General features: G+C 63.9%; 20 protein-coding genes and 2 pseudogenes. 13 read left to right on the top strand and 9 right to left on the bottom strand.

Annotated features, from left to right (window positions below):
* Positions 1 to 10: 10 nt before the first annotated feature.
* Complete coding sequence (locus P6U27_RS16940) at positions 11 to 460, bottom strand: YbhB/YbcL family Raf kinase inhibitor-like protein (RefSeq protein ID WP_122406644.1); 450 nt, start codon at positions 458 to 460, stop codon at positions 11 to 13.
* Between the two features lie 118 nt (positions 461 to 578).
* Between P6U27_RS16940 and P6U27_RS16935 the strand changes: the two genes are divergently transcribed.
* From P6U27_RS16935 to P6U27_RS16925, 3 genes are read left to right on the top strand one after another with little or no spacing between them, the layout of a single operon-like run.
* Positions 579 to 1,580 (top strand): MBL fold metallo-hydrolase, encoded by a 1,002-nt coding sequence (locus P6U27_RS16935; RefSeq protein WP_122403070.1) that lies wholly within the window; start codon positions 579 to 581, stop codon positions 1,578 to 1,580.
* Positions 1,581 to 1,600: 20 nt separating this feature from the next.
* On the top strand, positions 1,601 to 2,281 hold the full coding sequence (locus P6U27_RS16930) for a phosphoribosylanthranilate isomerase (RefSeq protein WP_122403069.1): 681 nt from the start codon (positions 1,601 to 1,603) through the stop codon (positions 2,279 to 2,281).
* Positions 2,282 to 2,315: 34 nt separating this feature from the next.
* Positions 2,316 to 2,801 (top strand): adenosine-specific kinase, encoded by a 486-nt coding sequence (locus P6U27_RS16925; protein ID WP_122403068.1) that lies wholly within the window; start codon positions 2,316 to 2,318, stop codon positions 2,799 to 2,801.
* A 97-nt stretch (positions 2,802 to 2,898) separates the two neighbouring features.
* Here the strand turns inward: P6U27_RS16925 and P6U27_RS16920 are convergent, their stop codons facing one another.
* On the bottom strand, positions 2,899 to 4,575 hold the full coding sequence (locus P6U27_RS16920) for a glutamine--tRNA ligase/YqeY domain fusion protein (protein WP_407194315.1): 1,677 nt from the start codon (positions 4,573 to 4,575) through the stop codon (positions 2,899 to 2,901).
* A 149-nt stretch (positions 4,576 to 4,724) separates the two neighbouring features.
* Here P6U27_RS16920 and gltX point away from each other — a divergent pair, with 149 nt between their 5' ends.
* From gltX to P6U27_RS16875, 9 genes and pseudogenes are all read left to right on the top strand, one after another.
* A complete protein-coding gene (gene gltX, locus P6U27_RS16915; RefSeq protein WP_129145025.1) occupies positions 4,725 to 6,149 on the top strand; it encodes a glutamate--tRNA ligase in 1,425 nt (474 codons plus the stop codon).
* A gap of 146 nt (positions 6,150 to 6,295) precedes the next feature.
* Complete coding sequence (gltA, locus tag P6U27_RS16910) at positions 6,296 to 7,597, top strand: citrate synthase (RefSeq protein ID WP_122403065.1); 1,302 nt, start codon at positions 6,296 to 6,298, stop codon at positions 7,595 to 7,597.
* Between the two features lie 232 nt (positions 7,598 to 7,829).
* The gene (locus P6U27_RS16905) at positions 7,830 to 9,008 is read left to right on the top strand and encodes an ROK family transcriptional regulator (protein ID WP_174221580.1); all 1,179 of its coding nucleotides are present in this window, start codon (positions 7,830 to 7,832) and stop codon (positions 9,006 to 9,008) included.
* A gap of 58 nt (positions 9,009 to 9,066) precedes the next feature.
* Positions 9,067 to 10,353 carry an ABC transporter substrate-binding protein gene (locus P6U27_RS16900; RefSeq protein WP_407194314.1) on the top strand — a complete coding sequence of 429 codons (1,287 nt, stop codon included), beginning with the start codon at positions 9,067 to 9,069 and terminating at the stop codon, positions 10,351 to 10,353.
* Positions 10,350 to 11,272, top strand: a pseudogene (locus P6U27_RS16895) (carbohydrate ABC transporter permease). The gene P6U27_RS16900 and the pseudogene P6U27_RS16895 overlap by 4 nt, the downstream one beginning before the upstream one ends.
* Entirely contained in the window at positions 11,265 to 12,122 is an 858-nt protein-coding gene (locus tag P6U27_RS16890; RefSeq protein ID WP_162500260.1) for a carbohydrate ABC transporter permease, read from the top strand. Before P6U27_RS16895 ends, P6U27_RS16890 begins: the two are co-directional and overlap by 8 nt.
* Positions 12,123 to 12,132: 10 nt before the next feature.
* Positions 12,133 to 13,242, top strand: coding sequence for an ABC transporter ATP-binding protein (locus tag P6U27_RS16885; RefSeq protein ID WP_122403060.1), 1,110 nt, complete (start codon positions 12,133 to 12,135; stop codon positions 13,240 to 13,242).
* Positions 13,239 to 14,006, top strand: a complete 768-nt coding sequence (locus P6U27_RS16880) for an SDR family NAD(P)-dependent oxidoreductase (protein ID WP_122403059.1) — start codon at positions 13,239 to 13,241, stop codon at positions 14,004 to 14,006. Before P6U27_RS16885 ends, P6U27_RS16880 begins: the two co-directional genes overlap by 4 nt.
* A gap of 198 nt (positions 14,007 to 14,204) precedes the next feature.
* Positions 14,205 to 14,252: pseudogene (locus P6U27_RS16875) on the top strand (hypothetical protein); the annotation flags it as partial.
* Between the two features lie 53 nt (positions 14,253 to 14,305).
* Here the strand turns inward: P6U27_RS16875 and lpxB are convergent.
* From lpxB to lpxA, 3 genes are read right to left on the bottom strand one after another with little or no spacing between them, the layout of a single operon-like run.
* The gene (gene lpxB, locus P6U27_RS16870; protein ID WP_122403058.1) at positions 14,306 to 15,490 is read right to left on the bottom strand and encodes a lipid-A-disaccharide synthase; all 1,185 of its coding nucleotides are present in this window, start codon (positions 15,488 to 15,490) and stop codon (positions 14,306 to 14,308) included.
* Positions 15,487 to 16,356, bottom strand: coding sequence for an LpxI family protein (locus P6U27_RS16865; protein WP_122403057.1), 870 nt, complete (start codon positions 16,354 to 16,356; stop codon positions 15,487 to 15,489). The genes lpxB and P6U27_RS16865 overlap by 4 nt, the downstream gene beginning before the upstream one ends.
* 7 nt (positions 16,357 to 16,363) lie before the next feature.
* Complete coding sequence (lpxA, locus tag P6U27_RS16860; protein ID WP_122403056.1) at positions 16,364 to 17,155, bottom strand: acyl-ACP--UDP-N-acetylglucosamine O-acyltransferase; 792 nt, start codon at positions 17,153 to 17,155, stop codon at positions 16,364 to 16,366.
* A gap of 177 nt (positions 17,156 to 17,332) precedes the next feature.
* Between lpxA and P6U27_RS16855 the strand changes: the two genes are divergently transcribed.
* Positions 17,333 to 17,677 (top strand): KTSC domain-containing protein, encoded by a 345-nt coding sequence (locus P6U27_RS16855; protein ID WP_122403055.1) that lies wholly within the window; start codon positions 17,333 to 17,335, stop codon positions 17,675 to 17,677.
* Between the two features lie 6 nt (positions 17,678 to 17,683).
* On the opposite strand, the gene fabZ is transcribed toward P6U27_RS16855, so the two are convergent.
* The 4 genes from fabZ to rseP all read right to left on the bottom strand — a co-directional run bounded on the left by fabZ (position 17,684) and on the right by rseP (position 23,184).
* Entirely contained in the window at positions 17,684 to 18,145 is a 462-nt protein-coding gene (fabZ, locus tag P6U27_RS16850) for a 3-hydroxyacyl-ACP dehydratase FabZ (protein ID WP_122403054.1), read from the bottom strand.
* Positions 18,142 to 19,209 (bottom strand): UDP-3-O-(3-hydroxymyristoyl)glucosamine N-acyltransferase, encoded by a 1,068-nt coding sequence (lpxD, locus tag P6U27_RS16845; protein WP_122403053.1) that lies wholly within the window; start codon positions 19,207 to 19,209, stop codon positions 18,142 to 18,144. Before lpxD ends, fabZ begins: the two co-directional genes overlap by 4 nt.
* Positions 19,210 to 19,333: 124 nt before the next feature.
* Positions 19,334 to 21,856 (bottom strand): outer membrane protein assembly factor BamA, encoded by a 2,523-nt coding sequence (gene bamA / locus P6U27_RS16840; protein WP_122403052.1) that lies wholly within the window; start codon positions 21,854 to 21,856, stop codon positions 19,334 to 19,336.
* A gap of 176 nt (positions 21,857 to 22,032) precedes the next feature.
* Complete coding sequence (gene rseP, locus P6U27_RS16835; protein ID WP_122403051.1) at positions 22,033 to 23,184, bottom strand: RIP metalloprotease RseP; 1,152 nt, start codon at positions 23,182 to 23,184, stop codon at positions 22,033 to 22,035.
* Between the last annotated feature and the right edge of the window lie 2 nt (positions 23,185 to 23,186).

Genomic DNA, 23,186 nt, shown 5'->3' with positions numbered 1-23,186 from the left:
ATTCTTTCGCTTACCTCTCGTACCAACCGACGAGGGTCGCTTCCGCGATCACGTGCTTGCGCGCCTCTCGCTCGACGTCGCCGCAGGATGCATTGGCCTTTACCGGCAGGCCCTCCGTCGAGAGGGCAAGCAGTCGGAAATGATAGTGATGAGGCCCATGGCCGTGCGGTGGACACGGGCCGCCATAACCCGCCTTCCGAAAATCATTGACGGCTTGCTTCATTCTGGCGTTCTGTGCGGCGTTGATCGCAAATTGCGTGACCTCCGGCGGAATGTCGTACACTGCCCAATGATGCCATTTGCCGGCGGGCGCATCGGGATCATCGCAGAGCAGGACAAGACTCCGCGCCCCCTCCGGCGCGTCGCTCCATTGCAGAGGTGGCGAAAGATTTTCGCCATCACAGGTAAACCGTCGCGGAATTGCGGCACCATCGGCGAAGGCGCTTGAAACGAGTTTCATGGCTCTCTCCTCGATCCGATAGATGTATTCTAGCTCGATCCTGCCCGGTGCGAAATCCATCGCCGTCCCCTAAGATGAGGAGAGATGCATTTGGGACTGTTGCAGCAGAATTGTTGTCATGCGACCGCTTTTCCATCCTAGCCTGGTCAACGGTCGCTACGGCGATCCTACGGTCTATGTCGAAACGCTGTTCGAGAAGCGAAGTCTGCTGTTCGACATTGGAGAGATTGCTTCACTGGCGCCGCGGAAGATCCGACGCGTCGACCAGGTCTTTGTCTCGCATGCGCATATCGATCATTTCGTTGGCTTCGACCATCTGCTGCGTTTGCTCGTCGGGCACGAGAAATCGGTACAGCTGTTCGGTCCGGCCGGCTTAGCCGAGCACGTCTTTCACAAGCTTCAGGCCTATCGCTGGAACCTGGTCGAAAACTATTCCTGCGATCTTGTTTTCGACGTCAGCGAACTTGGAGCGGAAAATTCCACCTTCACCACCCGGTTCCGGCTGAGGAAAGGCTTCGCAGCAGAGCCATCCGTCTCTGGCAACACCATTGCGGGCGTACTCTGCGATGAACCGACCCATCGCGTGTCAGCCGCGATCCTTGAGCATGGCACGCCCTGCCTCGCCTTTGCGCTGCAGGAGGCGGCCCATGTCAACGTATGGAAGAACAGGCTGTCGGAGCGTGGACTACCCGTCGGTCCCTGGTTGCTGTCGCTAAAGAAGGCCGTCGTCGAGCGTCGCGCGGACGATCATTTGATCCGTATCGAAGAAGCGAACAAGTCGGATCGCCTCGTGCCACTCTCAAGCCTGCGCGATCTCGTGACGGTCACTGCCGGCCAGAAAATCGCCTATGTGACCGATGTTGCCGACACGCCGGCCAATCGCACCGCCATCGTGGCGCTGGTTCAGAATGCAGACATCCTCTTCATCGAGGCGGCGTTTGCGGACGCGGACGCCGCAATAGCGAAGGAGCGGGCTCATCTTACCACCACGGCTGCCGGAGAAGTCGCACGGGAAGCCAAGGTCCGCCGCGTCGAGCCTTTTCACTTCTCTCCGCGCTATGCGGGAGAGCAGGAACGGATGCTGGCCGAGGTGATGGCAGCGTTCGAGGCGTCTCCCTGAGACTCGGAGAGGTTGCGCCGATGTTGACCCAGATCTATGAAATCTCTACCCCCGAAGAGGCGTCCGCACTTTCAGTCATTGGCGTCGACCATGTCGGCGTGCTCGTCGGAGAAGGCCAATTTCCACGCGAACTGCCGATCTCAACGGCTTCCAAGATCGGCGCGGCAATTGTACCGCCATCGAAATTCTCGGCACTGTTTCTGACCTGCGATCTCGCCTTGATTGCGTCGTGGGCGCGCGAGCTCAACCCCGCGATCGTCCATTTGGGAGCCAGCGCCGAACTGCTTTCCCCGCAAGATGTTGCTTCCCTCAAGCGCATGTTGCCCGGGATCGTCGTGATGAGAAGCATACCGGTGTTCTCCGAGGAAAGCGTCGCAATTGCCGAGAGCTACGATGGCATCGCAGACTTTCTGCTGCTCGACAGCTATCGGTGCACGGACAGGCAGATCGGCGCGCTCGGCGTGACGCATGATTGGAACATCAGTCGCCGCATCGTGGATGTCGTCCGTGTACCGGTCGTGCTCGCAGGCGGCCTCGGACCGGACAATGTCGCAGGAGCGATCCGAACGGTCCGTCCTGCCGGCGTCGACTCCAAGACGAAAACGGACCAGGACGGTTCGCATGCGAAGGACCTGGAGCGAGTCCGCCGGTTCCACCAAGCGGCTCGGGCAGCGGCTGACAATCGCTTTCCGTCGGCCTAACATGAATTGTGTAGCTCTCTCCCGGAGCGCGGCCATGGAACTCACCGTCGTACCCATCGTCAAGCCGGAGGCGGCCAACTTCATCTTCGGTCAGTCGCATTTCATCAAGACCGTGGAAGATCTCCACGAGGCGCTCGTTGGCACGGTTCCGGGCATCCGATTCGGGCTGGCCTTCTGCGAGGCCTCCGGCAAGCGGCTGGTGCGCTGGTCGGGCAATGACGAAGCGGCCCTCACCCACGCCCGCAACAACGCATTGGCCATTGGCGCCGGCCACACTTTTCTGATCTTCCTGGGCGACGGCTTCTTTCCGGTCAACGTCCTAGCTGCCGTGCGCTCGGTGCCGGAGGTCTGCCGCATCTACTGCGCGACGGCCAACCCCACGCAGGTGATCGTCGCACAAACGGAGCTCGGCCGTGGCGTGCTCGGCGTAGTGGATGGCGCCTCACCGCTGGGTATCGAGACCGACGCCGACATTGCGTGGCGGAAGGACCTCCTGAGGAAGATCGGCTACAAGCTGTAGCGACCGGAGCCGTTGCATCGAGCTTTGCGAAGCCGGCGCACCATTTCGCGATGATGGCGGAAACGATGGCGTCGGCGTCGCTTGCTCAGGTCAGCCCTCAACCTTTCGCGACTTCCTTCGCGAACGTGTCGCGCAGGCCGATGGTGCGCGAGAACACCGGCTTGCCCGGCGTCGAGTCCTTGTCGCGCACGAAATAGCCCTGGCGCTCGAACTGCACCGGCTCGGTCGAATTGCTCTCCGCAACGCAAGCCTCGATCCGCGCATCGGACAGGATCTCCAGCGAATTCGGATTGAGATCGGCTGCGAAATTCGAGGCGTCCGGGCTCGGATTGGAGAACAGCTGGTTGTAGATGCGGATCTCCGCCGGCTTCGACGTCGCCGCCGCCAGCCAGTGCATGGTCGCCTTGACCTTGCGGCCGTCGGGCGCGTTGCCGCCCTTGGTCGCGGGATCATAGGTGCAGCGCAGCTCCACCACTTCGCCCTTGTCGTTCTTGATCACGCCGGTGCACTTGACGAAGTAGGCATAGCGCAGCCGCACCTCGTTGCCCGGCGACAAGCGGAAGAACTTCTTCGGCGGGTTCTCCATGAAGTCGTCCTGCTCGATATAGAGCTCGCGGCCGAACGTGATCTTGCGCGTGCCGACCGACGGATCGTCGGGATGGTTGATCGCCTCGAGCTCCTCGGTCTGCCCTTCCGGATAGTTCTCGATCACGACCTTCAGCGGCCTCAAGACCGCCATGCGGCGCTGCGCCCTGCGGTTCAGCTCCTCGCGGATGCAGAACTCCAGCATGCCGACGTCGACCACGCTGTTGGCTTTGGCGACGCCGATGCGCTTGACGAACTCGCGCAAGGCGGCCGGCGGCACGCCGCGGCGGCGCATTCCCGCGATGGTCGGCATGCGCGGATCGTCCCAGCCCGCGACATGGGCGTCGCGGACAAGCTGGGTCAGCACGCGCTTGGACAGCAGCGTGTAGGTCAGGTTCAGCCGCGCGAATTCGTACTGGTGCGGCTTGGACGGTACCGGCAGCTTCTCGATGAACCAGTCGTAGAGCGGCCGGTGGTCCTCGAACTCCAACGTGCAGATCGAATGCGTGATGCCTTCGATGGCGTCCGACTGGCCGTGGGCGTAGTCGTAGCTCGGATAGATGCACCAGGCGTTGCCGGTGCGCGGGTGGTGCGCATGCAGGATGCGATACAGCACGGGATCGCGCAGATTGATGTTGCCCGCTTCCATATCGATCTTGGCCCGCAGCACACGCGCCCCGTTGGGGAATTCGCCGGCCTTCATCCGCCGGAACAGGTCGAGGTTCTCCTCCACGCTGCGGTCCCGGAACGGCGAGTTCTTGCCCGGCTCGGTCAGCGTGCCGCGCGAGAGGCGGATCTCCTCCTGGGTCTGGTCGTCGACATAGGCGAGCCCGTCGCGGATCAGCTGCTCCGCCCATTCGTACAGACGGTCGAAATAGTCCGAGGCGAAGAACAGGTTCTTGCCCCAGTCATAACCGAGCCAGCGCACGTCGGCCTGGATGGAATCGATATATTCCTGCTCTTCCTTGACCGGGTTGGTATCATCGAAACGCAAATGGCAGCGGCCCGGAAACTCCTGGGCGATGCCGAAGTTGAGTGCGATCGACTTGGCGTGGCCGATATGCAAGTAGCCGTTCGGCTCCGGCGGGAACCGGGTCACGATCTCCTGGTACTTGCCCTGATCGAGATCGGCCTGGATGATGTCACGAATGAAATCGCGCCCAACCTCAGCTGCCACCGGTTCTGTCATTACGAAAATCCTGTAGGGAAATCAGCGGTCCTTCTGCCAAATTCGCGTGGCCGCGCCAAGAGCTTAAGCAAGGCCTGTCCGCGTCGGGCTTTAGTTATGTCCCGTTCCTGCTATACACCACCGCCTCCAATGCATAGGCCTTGCCAAGAATGTCCGATTCCGTCGTCACGCGCTTTGCTCCCTCCCCGACCGGCTTTCTCCATATCGGGGGCGCCCGCACGGCGCTGTTCAACTGGCTCTATGCCAAGAAGCACGGCGGCAAGATGCTGCTCCGGATCGAGGATACCGACCGGGAGCGCTCCACGGAGGCTGCGATCGGCGCCATCCTCGACGGGTTGAGGTGGCTCGAGCTCGGCTGGGACGGCGAGGTGATCTACCAGTACAGCCGCGCCGCCCGCCACCGCGAGGTCGCCGAGCAGCTGCTGGCCGACGGTAAGGCCTATCGCTGCTACGCCACGGCCGAGGAGCTCGCCGCCATGCGCGAGAAGGCGCGCGCGGAAGGCCGCACCCGCCTCTATGATGGCATGTGGCGCGACCGGGATCCCGCGACGGCGCCAAGCGACGTGAAGCCCACCATCCGCCTGCGCGCGCCGCAGACCGGCGAGACCGTGATCGAGGACCAGGTCCAGGGCCGCGTGGTCTGGCAGAACGAGAACCTCGACGATCTCGTCCTGCTGCGCGGCGATGGCAACCCGACCTATATGCTCGCGGTGGTCGTCGACGACCACGACATGGGCGTTACCCACGTGATCCGCGGCGACGACCATCTGATCAACGCCGCGCGCCAGAAGCAGATCTACGATGCGATGGGCTGGGCACTGCCGAGCATGTCCCACATCCCCCTGATCCACGGCCCGGACGGCTCGAAACTGTCGAAGCGGCATGGCGCGCTCGGCGTCGATGCCTACCGCGCCATGGGATACCTGCCTGCGGCGCTGCGCAACTACCTGGTCCGGCTCGGCTGGAGCCATGGCGACCAGGAGATCTTCTCGACCGAGGAGATGATCGCGGCGTTCGACCTCGCCAGCGTCGGCCGGGCCGCCGCCCGCTTCGACTTCGCCAAGCTGGAAAGCCTCAACGGCCACTACATCCGCCACACCGACGATCAATCGCTCGTGAAGATGTTCGAGGACGTGCTCGACCATGTGCCCGGACGGAGCGAGCTCAAGGCCAAGTTAAACGACACCACGCGTTCGCAGCTCCTCAAGGCCATGCCGGCCCTGAAGGAGCGCGCCAAGACGCTGATCGAGCTGATCGACGGCGCCCATTTCATCTTTGCCGACCGGCCGCTGGCGCTCGATCCCAAGGCGGAAGCATTGCTGACGCCCGAAAATCGCAAGCTGATCGGCCAGCTTCATTCCGCGCTGGAGAAGGTCGAGACGTGGAGCGGTACGGCAACTGAAGCCGCGCTGCGCGCCTTTGCCGAGGAAAATAGTCTCAAACTCGGCGCGGTCGCCCAGCCGCTCAGGGCGGCGCTCACCGGACGGACGACGTCGCCTGGTATATTTGAGGTTTTGGACGTCCTGGGGCGCCAGGAGAGCCTCGGCCGGCTTAAGGATCAGTCTACGACGTAAGTCGACCATGCGTGCGGCGATCTTGCAGCGCACATAGCAATAATATACCCATCTCCCCCGTACATTCTGGAACATCCGGCCTGCCCCCATGCTCTCCCTGGGGGCCTCCGGCTCCGGCCCGTTTCACCACACATCGGGGACCTCTGATGGACGCAAAACCAAGCCCAAAGACCGCGACGCTGACGGTCGGAAACAAGAATTACGATCTCCCGATCCTCAGCGGTAGCGTCGGGCCTGACGTCATCGATATCGGCAAGCTCTACGGCCAATCCGGCCTGTTCACCTACGATCCGGGCTTCACCTCGACCGCGAGCTGCCAGTCCAAGATCACCTATATCGACGGTGATGCGGGCGTGCTGGAATACCGCGGCTACCCGATCGAGCAGCTCGCCGAGCACGGCGACTTCCTGGAGACCTGCTATCTCCTGCTCTACGGGGATCTGCCGACCGCCGCGCAGAAGAAGGATTTCGACTATCGCGTGACCCATCACACGATGGTGCACGAGCAGATGGCCCGCTTCTTCCAGGGCTTCCGCCGCGACGCCCATCCGATGGCGATCATGGTGGCGGCCGTCGGCGCGCTGGCCGCGTTCTATCACGACTCGACCGACATCAACGATCCCAAGCAGCGCATGGTCGCCTCCATGCGCATGATCGCCAAGATCCCGACGCTGGCCGCGATGGCCTACAAGTATACCGTCGGCCAGCCCTTCGTTTATCCGAAGAACTCGCTGCGCTTTGCCGAGAACTTCCTGAACATGTGCTTCGCGGTGCCCTGCGAGGATTACAAGGTCAGCCCGGTTCTCGCCGACGCGCTGGAGAAGATCTTCATCCTGCACGCCGACCACGAGCAGAACGCCTCGACCTCGACGGTGCGCATCGCCGGCTCCTCGGGCGCCAACCCGTTCGCCTGCATCGCAGCCGGCATCGCCTGCCTGTGGGGCCCGGCGCATGGCGGCGCCAACGAAGCCGCGCTCAACATGCTCTACGAGATCGGCACGGTCGATAAGATCCCCGAGTTCATCGCCAAGGTGAAGGACAAGAACTCGGAAGTCCGCCTCATGGGCTTCGGTCACCGCGTCTACAAGAACTACGATCCGCGCGCCAAGATCATGCAGAAGATGTGTCACGCCGTGCTCAAGGAGACCGGCCATGGCGACGATCCGATGCTGAAGGTGGCGATGGAGCTCGAGAAGATCGCGCTCAGCGACCAGTACTTCATCGATCGCAAGCTCTACCCGAACGTCGACTTCTATTCGGGCATCACGCTGAAGGCGATGGGCTTCCCGGTCTCGATGTTCACCGTGCTGTTCGCGGTCGCCCGCACCGTCGGCTGGATCAGCCAGTGGAGCGAGATGATCGAGGATCCGCATCAGAAGATCGGCCGTCCGCGCCAGCTCTACACCGGCGTCGCCAAGCGCGATTACGTTCCGATCGACAAGCGCTAACAATCGGCCATAACGGCTTCGAAGCGGCGTCATCGAAAGATGGCGCCGTTTTCGTTTGCGGGACCCGTCGAGTGGTAAAGCGCAGCTGCCCAACCTCACGATTTCCTCGGCAGCTGACGCGGCAACCATGCTGCCGCGCACAACAACAAGTCGGCGCACCGCGCCGGCCACCGCTTGACAGCCGAAGCGCTCCGCGCGCAAATTCTTACACTAAGTAAGAATGACGACAGGGATGGAAATGCCGGAGCAGCCGCGAAGTCGGCGGCAGACGCGCGCTGCCATTTTGACTCATCTGCTTCAGTCGGGCGGCTCGTTTCGTCCGCCTCTGGCCAAGGCCGTGCGCCTGTCGGAAGCGAGCCTGTCGCGCATCCTGTTCGACCTGAAGGCCGAAGGCCTGATCGAGGAAGTGCGGCGCCCTGCTCCTTACGTCGGCGGCCCGACGGGCCTCGTGTCACTCGACGGTGCGGTGGCGCTCGCAGCCGTCGAGCTGAGCGCTCAATGGCTCAGCGTCGGCGTCGGCGGTCTCGCCGGCGAATTGCACTACACGGAGCGTCTGCCACTGCCGAAGGTACCCACGGTCGAAACGGTCGGCCGCGTGTTCGGCGAGGCGATGACATTGCTGCGCGACTGGACACGCCGCCGCCACATCACGCTCTCACAAATCGGCGTCTCCATTCCGGGCCTTGGCCGGCTCACCGTATCCGGCAACCCGATCATCCCCTGCCATGTCGCGCGTCTCAGTGGCATGATCGGCGAGATGTTTGCCGGGGTGCCGCTGGAATTCACCAATTCGGTGGTGGCGCACGCCATCTTTCACCGCTGCCGCACGCAGAACTATCCGTTCAGCGACACGCATCTGTTCGTCCTCGTCAGCCACGGCGTTGCCGGCGCCTGGATGGATGATCCGGCCGAGGCCGATGCCCTGCAACCGATCGAACTCGGCCACATGGTGTTCGGGCCTGAGGGACCGCGCTGCCGCTGCGGCCATCACGGCTGCGTCGAGGCCTATACCTCGCTTCCCGCTCTGGCCGCGCTCCTCGGCATCTCCGAGGCTGAATTGCTCCAGCACGGCAGCGAATGGGTGCACACGATCCCGCTCTCGGCGCGCGTGCGCCAGGAGTTGCGGCGACGCTTGTTCCGGCTTGGCCTTGCGGTCGGCAACACGCTGAACGTCAAGCCATGCGGCGGCGTCGCGATCAGCGGCTGGCCCTCGCTTCTGTCCGAAGAGGATCGGAAGGCGGTGGTCGATGGGATCGACGCCTGCCTGCTGGGCGGACGCAAACTGGCGCGGCTATCCCTCGCCTTCGTGCCGCCCTCGACGGGCAACGATCCGCAAGCCGCACTGGCTTTCGCCGCCTTTTGTCTGGCCAGCCGCGGCGGCATGCCGGCGGCATCGACGGAGGCGGCCTGACATGCGCTGAACCTGCACGTCCCATATGTGCCGAGACTTCACACCGGGAGGAATTGCAATGCCGATCACAACAACAAGGCGCCGTCTGCTCGCTGGATCCGTCGCCACACTCGCCCTGCCGGCATTTGCCCGCGCGCAAGGCGCGGTCAAGCCGCGCCTGACCGCGATCTCGCAATGGTCCGCGGGCAGCGACGGAGCGGCGATCACGGCGCTGGGCAAGAAATTCGAGGAGAAAGGCGGCGTTTGGCAGCACTCGCCCGTCCCCGGCTTCACCACCGAGATGATGAACAAGCTGCGCGCGCAGATCATGGCCGGCGATCCGCCGGCCTGCTCGCAGCTCAAGGGTCCGGAGATTGCGGCCTGGTCGAAGATTGCTCCGACCGTCGATCTCGACGGCGTCGTCGCTGCCGCCGGTTACGAAAAGGTCATCGCTCCCGATCTTGCGCGATTGCACAAGCCGGCGGGCAAATGGATTGCATTGCCGTTGCAGATCTACAGCACCAACATGCTGTTCCTGTCCAAACGCGCGATGGACAAGGCCAAGGCCGACAAGATCCCCGTCACCTGGGCCGACTTCAATGACCTCGCCGAAAAGATGAAAGCGGGCGGTGTCCCCTATCCCATTGCCAACGGTGGGACCCGCCCCGACGACGGGCAGAAATTCGAGGCCGCGCTCGCGGGCATCAGTCCCACCGCATACCGCGCAGCCATCATGAATCTCGACACGAAAGCTCTCGAGGGACCCGAGATCAAGGCTGCGTTCGCGCAGGTGCGCAAGATCTCCGACTGGATGGACCCCAACGTCGGCGCCCAACATTTTTCGACCAACCTGAAGCGCTTCGTCGACGGCGACATGGGCATGATGATCATGGGCGGCTGGGCGCAGGGCGTGTTGCGCAATGCCGGCTTCAAGTTCGAGGACTTCATGATTGCACCGGGCCCCAGCGACAACAGCAAGCCGGTCTTCCTGTTGAATGCCGATGCTTTCATCTTCTGGCAGCGCAAGGAGCCGGACCTGCAAGCCGGCCAGATGCTGATGGCCCAGCTCGTCATGGATCCGGCGATCCAGACGATGTATTCGCAGATCACCGGATCGATCCCCGTGCGCACCGATGTTGACCTTTCCGGCGAAGGCTGGTCAGAAGGTCAACGGCGGACCGCAGCAGCTCTAAAGGACGCGATCGCCAGCAATCAGGCGGTCCTGAGCCTTGCGCACAACATGGCGCAGGAAAACGGCATGACCGCGGCGATGATCGACGTGATCACGGAGTACGTGAAGAACAAGACGATCAAGCCGGAGCAAGCGGTCACCCGCCTCGCCGAGGCCGTCGAGGGCGCACGTTGACCGATGCCGTCCTGACAAGACCGGGGCGGTCGGCGGCTACCGAATTGGTGCGCCGGCTGCCCGAATATCTCTTGATCTGGGTGCCGCTGCTGCTGTCCGCGGCGCACCTCGTGTCGTTCGCGCTGTGGACGATCTGGATATCGTTCACGCCATCCACTCTGGTCCCGGTCGCGGGCTGGGTCGGCTTGCGCAACTACACGGCGGTCACGGCATCGCGGAACTGGCAGATCGCCTTCGACAATTTGCTGCTGTTTGGCAGCGCTTTCGTGCTGCTGAGCGCAGCGACCGGGCTCATCCTTGCGATCCTGCTCGATCAGCGCATTCGCGGCGAGAACCTGCTGCGCTCCATCTTCCTGTATCCCCTTGCCGTGTCTTTCGTGGTCACGGGCACGGTCTGGAGCTGGCTGCTCAATCCTGGCCTCGGGATCCAGAAGCTGGTCCACGACCTCGGCTGGACCTCCTTCAAGTTCGACTGGCTGATCGACCGCGACATGGCCATCTGGACCATTGTCATTGCTGCGATCTGGCAGTCGTCGGGCTTCGCCATGGCGCTCTTCCTTGCCGGCCTGCGGTCCGTCGACGCCGACATCATCAAGGCCGCTCAGATCGACGGTGCAGGCCCGGTCCGAATCTACCGGCGCATCATTCTGCCGTCGCTCGGCCGATCACCGTCACCGTCGTCGTGATCCAGTTGCAGTTCGCGATTTCGACGTTCGATCTCGTACGCGCGCTCACCAACGGTGGACCGGGAATCGCGACGCAGCTGCCGGCCCTCGTCGTCTACGACCTCATGTTCCAGCGCAGCCTGCTCGGCCGCGGCGCGGCGGCGGCGGTGCTCATGCTGCTCATTCTTCTCACGGTGCTGTTGCCCTATGCGGCGTGGCGATATGTTCAGCGACGGCGGGCCGCCCATGCGTGATCGCAGCTTCGCACCGAGCCGGATCTTGATCTATCTCGCCGTTTCGCTGGTCGCCGCGGCCTGGCTCGCGCCGCTGGTCGTTGTGGTGCTGAACTCGCTCCGTAGCAACGAGGAGATCGCGCAGGCCTCGATGATCGGTTGGCCGCGGCAATGGGCCTGGAGCAATTACGCCGCAGCCTGGAGCGGCTTCTGCGTCGCCGAGACCTGCGCCGGCATCCGGCCGTACATGCTGAACTCCGCGCTCGTCACGATCCCTGCGACGATTTTCTCGACCATGCTCGGTGCGATCGCCGGCTACGCCGTGTCGCTCTGGCGCTTTCGCGGCGACAACTGGATCTACGGCATCGTGACCCTTGGCCTGTTCCTTCCCCAGCAGATGCGCCTCTTGCCCTGGACCATCGTGCTGCGGGACATCGGTCTCATCAACACGCTGACGGGTCTCGTGCTGATTCACACGATCCAGGGACTCTCCTTCACCACGCTGTTCTGCCGAAACTACTATGTCGCCATTCCCCATGAATTGATTAGGGCCGCGCGCATCGACGGGGCGGGCTTCTTTCGTATCTTCTGGCGCATCATCCTGCCGCTCTCGGGTCCCATCCTGATCGTCACGGTGATCTGGCAGTTCACGCATATCTGGAACGAGTTCCTCTATGGCGTGACATTCACGACGGGCCAGCAGCAGCCCGTCACGGCGGCTCTGATCGCACTATCGGCCGCAGTCGCGGACATCCCGCAGCATGGCGTGCAGAGCGCCGCGGTGATCATCGCGGCGCTGCCCACTTTGTTGATCTATCTCCTCGGCGGCAAGTACTTCGTCCGCGGCCTGACTGCCGGGGCCGTGAAATGATGAGGCCATCATGGCAGCACTGAGCATTCGCGCCTTATCCAAGCGTTACGCCAATCTGGAGGTGCTGAAGGGCATCGATCTCGACATCGAGAGCGGCGAGTTCACCGTACTGGTCGGGCCGTCCGGCTGCGGCAAGTCCACGCTGCTCAACATGGTCGCCGGGCTCGATCGTCCGAGCGCGGGGACGATCGAAATCGGTGGGCGCATCGTCAACGACGTCGCGCCGAAAGACCGCGACATCGCGATGGTGTTTCAGTCCTACGCGCTCTATCCCTCGATGACGGTGCGCCAGAACATCACCTTCGGCATGGAATGCCGGCACGTGCCCAAGGCGGAGCAAGAGAAAGCGGTCGCGAATGTCGCAAAGCTGCTCCAGATCGAGCCGCTGCTCGGCCGCAAGCCGGCGCAATTGTCCGGCGGCCAGCGCCAGCGCGTGGCGATGGGGCGCGCGCTGGTGCGCAATCCCCTGCTCTTCCTGTTCGACGAGCCGCTCTCCAATCTCGACGCCAAGCTGCGCGTCGAGATGCGGATGGAGATCAAGCGCCTGCATCAGCGCATCGGCGCCACCATCGTCTATGTCACCCACGACCAGATCGAGGCGATGACGATGGCGACGCGGATCGCCGTGATGCATCAGGGCAGCGTGCAACAGTTTGCCGACCCCGATACCGTGTACCGCTACCCCGCCAATCTGTTCGTGGCGCGCTTCATGGGCTCGCCGCCGATGAACACCATGCCGGCGCGGCTCGAGGCCGCCAGTGACGGGGCGGTGGTCGTGATCGGCGCGGGACGGCCCGACGAGGTTCGTCTGCGCCTCAGGGGATACGACGCCGCAGCCTCCTTTGTCGGGCGCGAGGTGGTGTTCGGGATCAGACCGGAATGCATTGCCGAGGCCAGCCGCACCTTTTCCAGCGATGCGCCTGTCCGCGTCGACGCGCCGGTGGAGTTGGTCGAGCCGACCGGTGCCGAGACGATGGTGTTGCTGCGGCTCGGGGGCGAGCCTGCGATGGCGCGGATCTCGCCGGATATCCGTCCCGCGCCCGGCACGACCGCCGCCTTCGCGCTCGACACCCGCCGCATTTGCCTGTTCGACCCCGAGACGGAGCGACTGATCGCATGACGAAGACGACCTATTCAGGCCTTGCGGGCCGCGTGGTGTTGATTACCGGAGGAGCCAGTGGCATCGGCGCCGCCTTCGTCCGGGCCTTTGCGGCCCAGGGGGCCCGGGTCGCCTTCTTCGACATCGATACGGACGCCGGCGGAACGCTGGTGCGGGAAGTAGCGGCCTCGTCCGGGACCGCCCCGCTGTTCGTGTCCTGCGATCTCCTCGACATCGATGCCTTGCGCTCCGCGATGGCAGAGGCCCACCGTTCGCTCGGCGATGCCGCCGTTCTCGTCAACAACGCCGCCAACGATCAACGCCAGATTCTCGCCGAGGTGACGCCGGCCGAGTTCGATTGGATGATCGGTGTCAATCTCAAGCACGTCTTCTTTGCCGCACAGGCAGTGGTGCCGCAGATGCGGGCGCGCGGCGGCGGCTCCATCATCAACATGTCGTCGATCGCCTGGATGCGCGGCGCGCCGGCGCTGCCGGTCTATGCCGCGGCGAAAGCGGCGATCGTCGGCTTCACCAACTCGCTGGCGCGGTCGGTCGGCCCCGACCGCATTCGCGTCAACGCGATAGCGCCGGGCATGGTGATCACCGAGCGCCAGCGCCGGCTGTGGTATCCGGACGAGCAGGTCATCGCCGGGATGCGTGCGCGCCAGGCCGTTCCCGACGCGGTGACGCCCGATGACATCGCCAACATGGCACTGTTCCTCGCCTCAGACGAAAGCCGGCGCATCACCAGCCAGTGTTTCCGGGTCGACGCGGGCCTCGGCTAAAGCATGATCCGGAAAAGTGCGAAGCGGTTTTCCGGAAAGTTCATGCGTAAACAACAAGTTAAAGCGCGATGACGATTCATCCAAATCTCATCGCGCTACAGGGCGCGTACCCAACATCGACTCGGGTCCGCTTTTTCGATGGAGCACTAAACAGTCGGCAGGGGGCGCGTCACCTTCGTAGTTGCGAAACGTGGCTCGGAATGGATGATCGTCCATCTGCACCGGTCTCCCTTGCCCACAACGTAGCGCTTAAGGTCTCAACAAGTTAGCGGCTGATGCACGCGATATGAGTACACGTGCTAGCTCGCCCGACGTCCTTTGCGCATCGTCGCGAGCACGATTTCGGCGGCGAGCATGCTCGGCGATTTGTTGCCGGTTGACATGATCTGATCGAGCTTGGCGAATGCCTCGACCTGCTCACGGCGGAGCGGCGAATCCGTCAGCAGCGCAGAGAGCGCCGGCGCCAGCTTCTCCGGCGTGCACTCCTCCTGCAGGAACTCCGGGATGACATCCCTGCCGATCACGAGATTGGCAAGGATCACCGAGGAGACGCGGATCGCGCGGCGCAGGATGAAGGCCTCGATGGCGCCGACGCGATAGGCCGTCACCATCGGAATGCCCGACAATGCGAGCTCGAGCGTCACCGTGCCGGATTTGGCCAGCGCAGCATGCGCGATGCGGAAGGCCGCACGCCTCTCGCTCTCGCCGATCACGATGTGAGGCTTGACCGGCCAATGCGCTATGCCTTCGCGGATGGTGGTTTCGAGATGCGGCATGGTCGGCAGCATCGGCTCGAACGCGCAGCCCTTAGCCTGCAACCGGCCCAGCGTTGCGCCGAACACGTCGAGATGATGCCGGATCTCGCTGCGGCGGCTGCCGGGCAGCACCAGCAGCACCGGGGGCTCACTGTTGCGGCGCTTCTGCTCCTCCGCGTTCGGCCGCAGCGAGCCCAATTGCTCGATCAGGGGATGGCCGACATAGCTGCATGGCGGTCCGCCGAGCTTGCGGTATTCCTCGGGCTCGAACGGCAGCAGGCCGAGCACGTGATCGACATAGCCGAGCATGGTCCGTGCCCGTCCCGGCCGCCATGCCCAGAGCTGCGGCGAGACGTAATCGACGATGGGAATCGCCGGACTGCGCGACCGCACGCGCCGGGCGACGCGGTGGGTGAAGTCCGGGCTGTCGATGATGACGAGCGCGTCGGGCGCAGCCTCGGTCACGGCGTCAGCCGTGTTACGGATCAGCCGCAGGATCTTCGGCAATTGCTGCACCACCGCGGCAAAGCCGACGATCGACAGCTCCTCGATCGGAAACAGCGATTCGAGGCCCTCGCGCGCCATGGTGCGGCCGCCGACGCCGACGAACTGCACGCCATCGCCGAGGCGCTGGCGCAGCACCTTCATCAAGGCGCTGCCGAGCCTGTCGCCGGATTCCTCCGTCGCGATCAGGAAGATCTTGCGCTTGGGATCGCGGTCCAGCATCACGCGGGCAGGCCGATGACGAAGAGATATTTCGCGTCGGCAAGCGCGATCATCGCCTGCGGCTCGGCGGCGATGGTGTTGCCGGCGATGACGGCGATGCCGGCAAGGCCGGCGGCCGCGACGCCCTCGATCGTGCGCGGGCCGATCGTCGGCAGGTCGAAGCGCAGATCCTGGCCGCTCTTCGGCGCCTTCACCAGCACGCCGCGTCCCGTGGCGGCGCGGATGCGCCCCTCCTCGCGCAGGCGCGCCACGCGCGCAAGCAGTGCGTCGGTGCCCTCGATGTCCTCGACCGCGACCACATGACCGTCGATCACGACCGCTGCCTGGCCGATGTCGAACGGACCGAGTGCGGTCAGCACTGCCCGGCCGCGTTCGATGTCACTCTTGCTGGTGCCGCTCGGCCAGGTGCGGCTGATGCAGCCCTCGGGCATCAGCAGATCCGGCGCGACATCCTTGATGCCGACCATGCGGAAGCCGTCCTGCTCGAGGATTCGGCCGACACCCGACAGCAGATGATCGTCGCCGCCGCGGAACGCGCGGATGACATTGCCGAGCAGGCGCAGCGTCTTGACGTCGAAACGGATCTCGGACAGCGAGGGCCGCACCAAGGTGCCGATGAAGATCAGGTCGCGGCAGCCTTCCTGGCGGAACAGCCGCATCGCGCGGCCGAGCTGGCCGACCGATATCCAGCGGTGGCGGAACTGCTCAACCCGCGCCGGATCGCAGGCCCCGCGTAGCGGAAACAGCACCGGCGTGATGCCGCGCGCCGCAAGCGACTCGGCGACCGCGAACGGCATGGCGCCACCGCCGGCGACGATACCGACCGGTGACGAAACTTGCGAAGCCGCCGATGTCGTGCCCGCGGCCATCACAGGATCACTTTGCGATGGCGGGAAGACAGAGCGGGCGCTTGCCCTTGCCGATGAAGTCGAGAATTTCGGCGATCGCGGAGTCTTCGCCCGCGAGCGGCCGCACTGCCTCCAGCCGCTCGGCGAAGGTGCCGGGCCCGTGGAAGAGCTTCTGATAGAACGCGCGCACGGTCGCGAGCCGCTGCTTGGTGAATTTGCGGCGCTTCATGCCGATCAAATTGAGGCTCTCCAGCACCGCATATTGGCCGTTGACCAGTCCATACGGGATGACGTCGTCGCGCACGCCGCACACGCCTCCGACCATGACATAGGGGCCGATGCGCGTGAACTGATGCACGGCGGACAGGCCGCCGATGTAAACGGCGTCGCCGATCTCGCAGTGGCCGCCGAGCGTCGCCGACGTCGCGAAGATCACGTTGTCGCCGACCATGCAGTCATGGCCGACATGGCTGTTGTTCATGAAATAGCCGCCGCTGCCGACGCGGGTCAGCCCTCCACCCTTGATCGTGCCGACATTCATCGTCGCACCTTCCCGGATGGTGCAGCCCGAACCGATCTCGAGCCGGGTCGGCTCGCCCTTGTAACTGAGATCCTGCGGGGCGCCGCCGAGCACTGCGAATGGCGAGATCACGCAGTCATTGCCGAGCGAGGTGTGGCCGATGACGGTGACATGTCCGATCAGCTTGCAGTTCGCGCCGATCACGACGTTCGGGCCGATGATGCAATAGGGTCCGATCTCGGTACCCTCGCCGATCACGGCGCCGTCCGCGACCCGTGCGGTGGGATCAATCTTGCTCATCAAGCCAATCTTACTCGTCAAGAAGGTCTGGTTATGTATTGAAGTCGCTTGGTTTTCGGGTGGTTAGCGCGACTATGCCCGATCTGTCCAGTGACGTATCATCTCGTCCTGTTTCAAGTGCTGGATGAGGCGGCCCTCCCGCCCCCCTCAACACGTTCAGGCGGAGCTTCAACGATCGTGGTCAGGGCCTTCGTCCTTCTGCTCGCGCAGCTCGCGGGCACACCGATCGTGTCCGAGACGGTCGAGACCGACGAACACCGCCTCGTCGATCTCCAGACATTCGAATGCCGGGACATCACCCGCAGCACGGTGCTTCAGCGGGTCTGTTACGATCGCGCGCAGCAGGACCTGATCGTCGCGAGCCACGGCGCCTATGACCGCTATTGCGGCGTGACGGCCGAGACGGTCGAGCGCCTCCTCGGCGCGCCGTCGATGGGCCAGTTCTTCAACCGGAATATCAAGCGCGAGACGACCGCCGGGCGCTACGCGTGCCGGACGCGCGAGCCGGCCCGGAAGGGTTGAGGCCGCTCAATCCGTCAGCATGGCGCCAACATCGGCCTCCGCGACGATCTGGCCGTTGACCTTGGCGTCGCCGTGAAACCACCACATGGCCTTGCGGCGCCCGAGCGAGCGCATGTGATACTCGATGGTGTCGCCGGGCAGCACCGGCTTGCGGAACTTGCACTTGTCGATGGTGAGGAAATAGACCGCGCGCGGCTTCTCCGTGCCTTCGACCGACTTGATGCCGATCACGCCGGCGGTCTGCGCCATCGCCTCGATCATCATGACGCCGGGATAGACCGGGCGCTCGGGGAAATGTCCCTGGAAGGCCGGCTCGTTGAAGGTGACGTTCTTGATGCCGATGCCGCTGTAATCGGCGCGGATGTTGATCACGCGGTCGATCAGCAGCATCGGAAAACGGTGCGGCAGGGTCTGGAGGATCGCGTTGATATCCACCAGCTCGAACTTAACAGGTGATTCCGCCGTCATTCCCGTCCCTCGTCCTTCGGATCGGCCTTGCTGTCGCGTACCAGGCGCTCCACCGCGATGATCTCCTTGAACCATTGTTTGGTCGGCTTGGCGAAATGTCCGCCCCAGCGACCGCCTGGCGGGATGTCGTCCTTGACGGCGCTCATGGCGGTCACCTGAGCCCCATCGCCGATCTTGAGGTGATTGTTGATGCCAACCTTCGCTCCGAGCGCCACGTTGTCGCCGATGGTCAGGCTGCCGGCGAGGCCGATCTGGGCCGCCAGCAGGCAGTGCCGACCGATCGTCACATTGTGGCCGATCTGGACCTGGTTGTCGATTTTGGTCCCCTCGCCGATCACGGTGTCGCGCAAGGACCCCCGGTCGATCGTGGTGTTGGCCCCGACCTCAACGTCGTTCTGGATCAGCACCCGCCCGGTCTGCGGTACCTTCAGATGGCCCTCGGGGCCGAAGAAGATGAAGCCGTAGCCGTCCTGGCCGATGGAGCAGCCGGGATGGATCAGCACGTTGTTGCCGATCAGGGCGCACTGGATCGCCGTGCGGGCGCCGACATTGCAGTCCCGGCCGATCTTCACGCCGGGGCCGATCACCGCTCCGACGCCGATCACGGTGCCGCTGCCGATCTCGACGTCCGGGCCGATCACGGCCAGCGGATCGACGATCACCCCGTCCTCGAGCCGGGCCGAGGGGTCGATGATTGCCGAGGGTGCGATGCCGTCATTGCCGACCCAGGACTGCGGCCGCAGCGCGTCGCCGTGCCACTCCCGAGCGATCCTGACGAAGGCGCGGAATGGCTGCGCCACCCGCAGCACGGCCACATGCGCGGGCACCTCGGCCTCGAAGCGCGGGCTGACCAGACAGGCGCCCGCCTTGGTCGCCCTGAGTTGATCGGCATATTTGAGGTTGTCGAAGAATGCCAGATGCATCGGGCCCGCCTCGTCAAGCGAAGCTAGGCCCGTGATGATGTGGCCGCCCCTCTCGGGGTCGACCAGCTGCGCCTTGGTCAGCGTGGCAATCTCGGCCAATACTGTGGCAGGCGGCTTTGTGAAGAAGGTCGGCTGCGCCATTCCACCCGTCGCGGTCCGGCTTCGGCATGAAGCGGTCAGGCCGCATCATGCCTCATGTCTTGGATTGGCACGATCCCTTTCGGAAACCGGCTCCGGTGATCCGGATCGTGCCGTGCTGATCGAACTAGAACGTGGTGCCGCCGCCGAACCGGAACTCTTGCACGCGGTCGTATTTCCCCTTGGTGATCGGCACGGCGTAGTCGAAGCGCAGCGGACCGAACGGGGACTGCCAGATCAGGCCGACACCCACCGACGAGCGAACCACCTTGCTGTCGTCATAGACGAGGCCGGTACAGGTCCCCGCGCTCGACGGATTGACGGTCGACGGGATACAGCCCGGCACATTGACCTCGTTGGTCGCCGTCCAGCTCGTCGGTCCCTTGTAGTCGTAGAGGCCGCCGGCGTCGGCATAGACCGCGCCCTTCAGACCCACTTCCTTCGGCAGGAACCAGAACGGCATCTGCAGTTCGAGCGAAGCGCCCCAGTATTTGGTGCCGCCAAGCGCGTCCTGCGTACCGAACGGGTTCAGGTCGCGCGGGCCGATGCCGTTCGGGGCAAAGCCGCGGACGAGGTTCGGGCCCATCTGGAAGTGGTCGAGCATGCGCAGATCGCTGCCGATCTTGTTCAGCATGCCGCTCTGCAGGCGGACGAGACCGACGATATCGGACACCAGCGGAGTGTAGTACTTCGCGTCGATGACCGACTTCAGGTAGGAGACGTCGCCGCCGACGCCGGCGAAATCCTGCCGGAAGTCGATGAGCAGACCGTCGGTCGGGTTCTTGTTGTTGTCCAGCGTGTTGTAGGTCAGCGTGTAGCCGAGCGCCGAGGTCAGCGCCTTGCCGGCGGCAAGCTCCTTGCGCACCGGCAGCGAGGCTTCGCCGTCGCTGTAGCAGCCGAGGCCATTGGTCGAGGCCAGGCTGATACCGTTGGCATTGGCAAACGCAGGGCTCGGGTTGAACGCAGCCGAACCGACTACGTTGTTACAGTTCGCCAGGTAGAACGGCAGCGTGATTTCCTGCTGGTAGATCGAATAGCGCACCTGGAGCGCCAGATCTTCACGCAAGGAGAAACCGAGGCGCGGCGAGAAGCCGAGCGTCTTGGTGCCGTAGGAGATGTAGCTGTTGGACAGCTGCTGGCGCTGATAGAGGTCGAGGCCGAGCGCGACGCGGTAGTCGAGCAGATACGGTTCGACGAAGGACAGCGAGTAGCCGCGGGCGTACTGGCCATAGGTCACCGACGCCTTGGCGAACAGGCCGCGGCCGAGCAGATTGCGCTCGGAGACCGAGACTTCGGCCAGCGCGCCGTCGGTGGTGGAGTAACCGCCCGAGATCGAGAAGTCGCCGGTCGATTTCTCTTCCATGTCGACGATCAGGATGACGCGGTCGCTCGACGAGCCCGGCTCGGTCGTGATCTTCACGCTCTTGAAATAGTCGAGGTTCTTCAGGCGCCGCTCGGCACGGTCGACCAGCGCGCGGTTGTAGGCGTCACCTTCCGAGATGTCGAACTCGCGGCGGATCACGTAGTCGCGTGTGCGGGTGTTGCCGCGCAGGTTGATGCGCTCAATATAGGTACGCGGGCCCTCGTCGATGTTGAAAACGACGGACACCGTGTGCGCTTCGAAGTTGCGGTCGCCGCCGGGCCGGACCACGGCGAAGGCGTAGCCGCGGCGCGACGCCTCGATCTGCATCTCCTCGACCGACTTCTCGACCGATTCGACGTTGTAGAGCGAGCCGACATTGACGCGCGAATAGGCGCGCATCGAGGAGGGATCGAAGTTCGGGATGCTGGAGCGGAAGTCGACTGCGCCGACGCGGTATTGCGCGCCTTCCTCGATCTTGAAGGTGACGTTGAAGCCCTTCTTCTCCGGATCGTATTCGGTAAGCGCGGCTACCACCTGGACGTCGGCGAAACCGTTCTTGAGGTAGAAGCGGCGGATCAGGTCGCGGTCGGCCTCGACACGATCGGGGTCATAGATGTCGCCACTGGCAAGGAAGCTCAAAAGATTCGATTCGCGCGTCTTGATGACGTCGCGCAGACGGTAAGACGAGAAGGCGTTGTTGCCGACGAACTCGATCGACTTGACGCCGGTCTTGGCGCCCTCCTCGATCGTGAAGATCAGGTCGACGCGGTTGTTCGGCTGCTCGATGATCTCGGGCGTGACGCGCACGTCATAGCGGCCGGAGCGGCGATAAATTTCGGCGATTCGCAGCGTGTCGGACTGCACCATGGCGCGGGAGAAGGTGCCGCGCGCCTTGGACTGGACCTCAGCGGTGAGCTGCTCGTCCTTGATCTTCTTATTGCCTTCGAAGGCGATGCGGCCGATCACCGGGTTTTCCACCACGGAGACGATGAGCTGGCCGCCGGAACCGCGGTTGATCCTGACGTCCTGGAACAGGCCGGTCTCGATCAACGCCTTGAGGCCGTCGTCGATGGCGGCTTGATCCAGCCGGCCGCCCGGACCGGGCTTGAAATAGGAGCGGATCGTCTCCACCTCGACCCGGCGATTTCCCTCGACGGTAATCGACTGAACGGTCTGAGCGAGCGCAGACGAAGACACCAAAACAGCCCCAACCGGGGCAACCACCGGCGCGCCGAACAAGATCAGGGTTGCGAGCAAGCCCCCCCGGAGTCGCAGTCCAAACTTCATTGCGCAACGCGCCCTTATCATTCCGAGCCAGACCCAACCCCAACGCCGGTCCGGAGATTCCCCAACTTCAGGCCGCTTGTAGCCAATTTCGCCGACGCCGCAAACGGCCGAAAGCGCCGCAATTTCAATTTCATTCCAAGACGTTGCTCAACAGCAACGCCACAAAAAAGCCTCTATCAGGATGCGGCCATCCGCAGGATGTCGTTGTAGGTCGCAAATACCATCAGCATCAGCACCAAGCCGAGCCCGATTCGGAACCCCATTTCCTGAGTCCGCTCGGACAAGGGCCGCCCCCGGACCACTTCGGCCGCGTAGAACATAAGGTGGCCGCCATCGAGCAGCGGGATCGGGAACAGGTTCAACAGGCCGATCGACACCGACAGCACCGCACAGAGATTGATCACGAACTGGAACCCGGCGCTGGCCGCCTGCCCCGACATTTTCGCGATGCCCAGGACGCCGCTGACCTCGTTCGGATTGCCTTGTCCGACGAACAGCGACCCCAGGAACTTGAAGGTGCTGGTAATGATGAACCAGACCTGCTCGCCGCCGATCTTGAGCGCTTCACCGACGCCGACCGGTGCGGTCGAGGCCTCCCCGGCCTGCGATTTGTGCTCGACGCCGAGCACGCCGAGACGGTGGCTGTTGCCGAACGGATCCTTGCGCTCGAGCAGCGCCGGGGTCGCGGTCAGCGAGACGATGGCGCCGTCCCGCTTCACCTGGAATCTAAGCGCCGAACCGGCGTTCATCGCAACGATTCGCTGCATGTCGGCAAAGCTCTCGATCGGCTTGCCGTCGATCTGGACGACGACGTCACCGACCTTGAAGCCGGCCGCTGCTGCCGCCCCCTCGGCAACGACGCCGTCGACACGCGCGATCGTGCTCGGCTTGCCGTAATAGAGCGCCATGCCGGCGAAGATCAGCGCACCCAGGATGAAATTGGCGATCGGTCCTGCCGCGACGATGGCCGCACGCGGGCCGACCTTCTTGTGGTGGAAGCTGCCGGCGCGCTCCTCAGCCGTCATGGCCGCGAGCGTCTCGGCCGACGGGGTCGAGGCCTCGCTCTCGTCGCCGAAGAACTTGACGTAGCCGCCGAGCGGGATGGCCGAGATCTTCCAGCGGGTGCCATGGCGGTCGTTGAAACCAACCAGCTCAGGGCCGAACCCGAGCGAAAAGGTCAATACGCGCACGCCTGCCCAGCGCGCGACCAGGAAATGGCCGAGCTCGTGAAAGAACACGACGATGGTCAGGACGAACAGGAAGGGAACCGCGTAGCCGAGGAGCCCATGGCTCAACGTATTGAAACTATGGACGAAAAAGTCGATCATCG

The sequence above is a fragment of the Bradyrhizobium sp. STM 3566 genome, assembly GCF_045571445.1.
GTDB lineage: Bacteria > Pseudomonadota > Alphaproteobacteria > Rhizobiales > Xanthobacteraceae > Bradyrhizobium > Bradyrhizobium vignae.
Note: the sequence above shows the minus strand (reverse complement) of the source record. Positions and strands in the feature narration are given on the sequence as shown.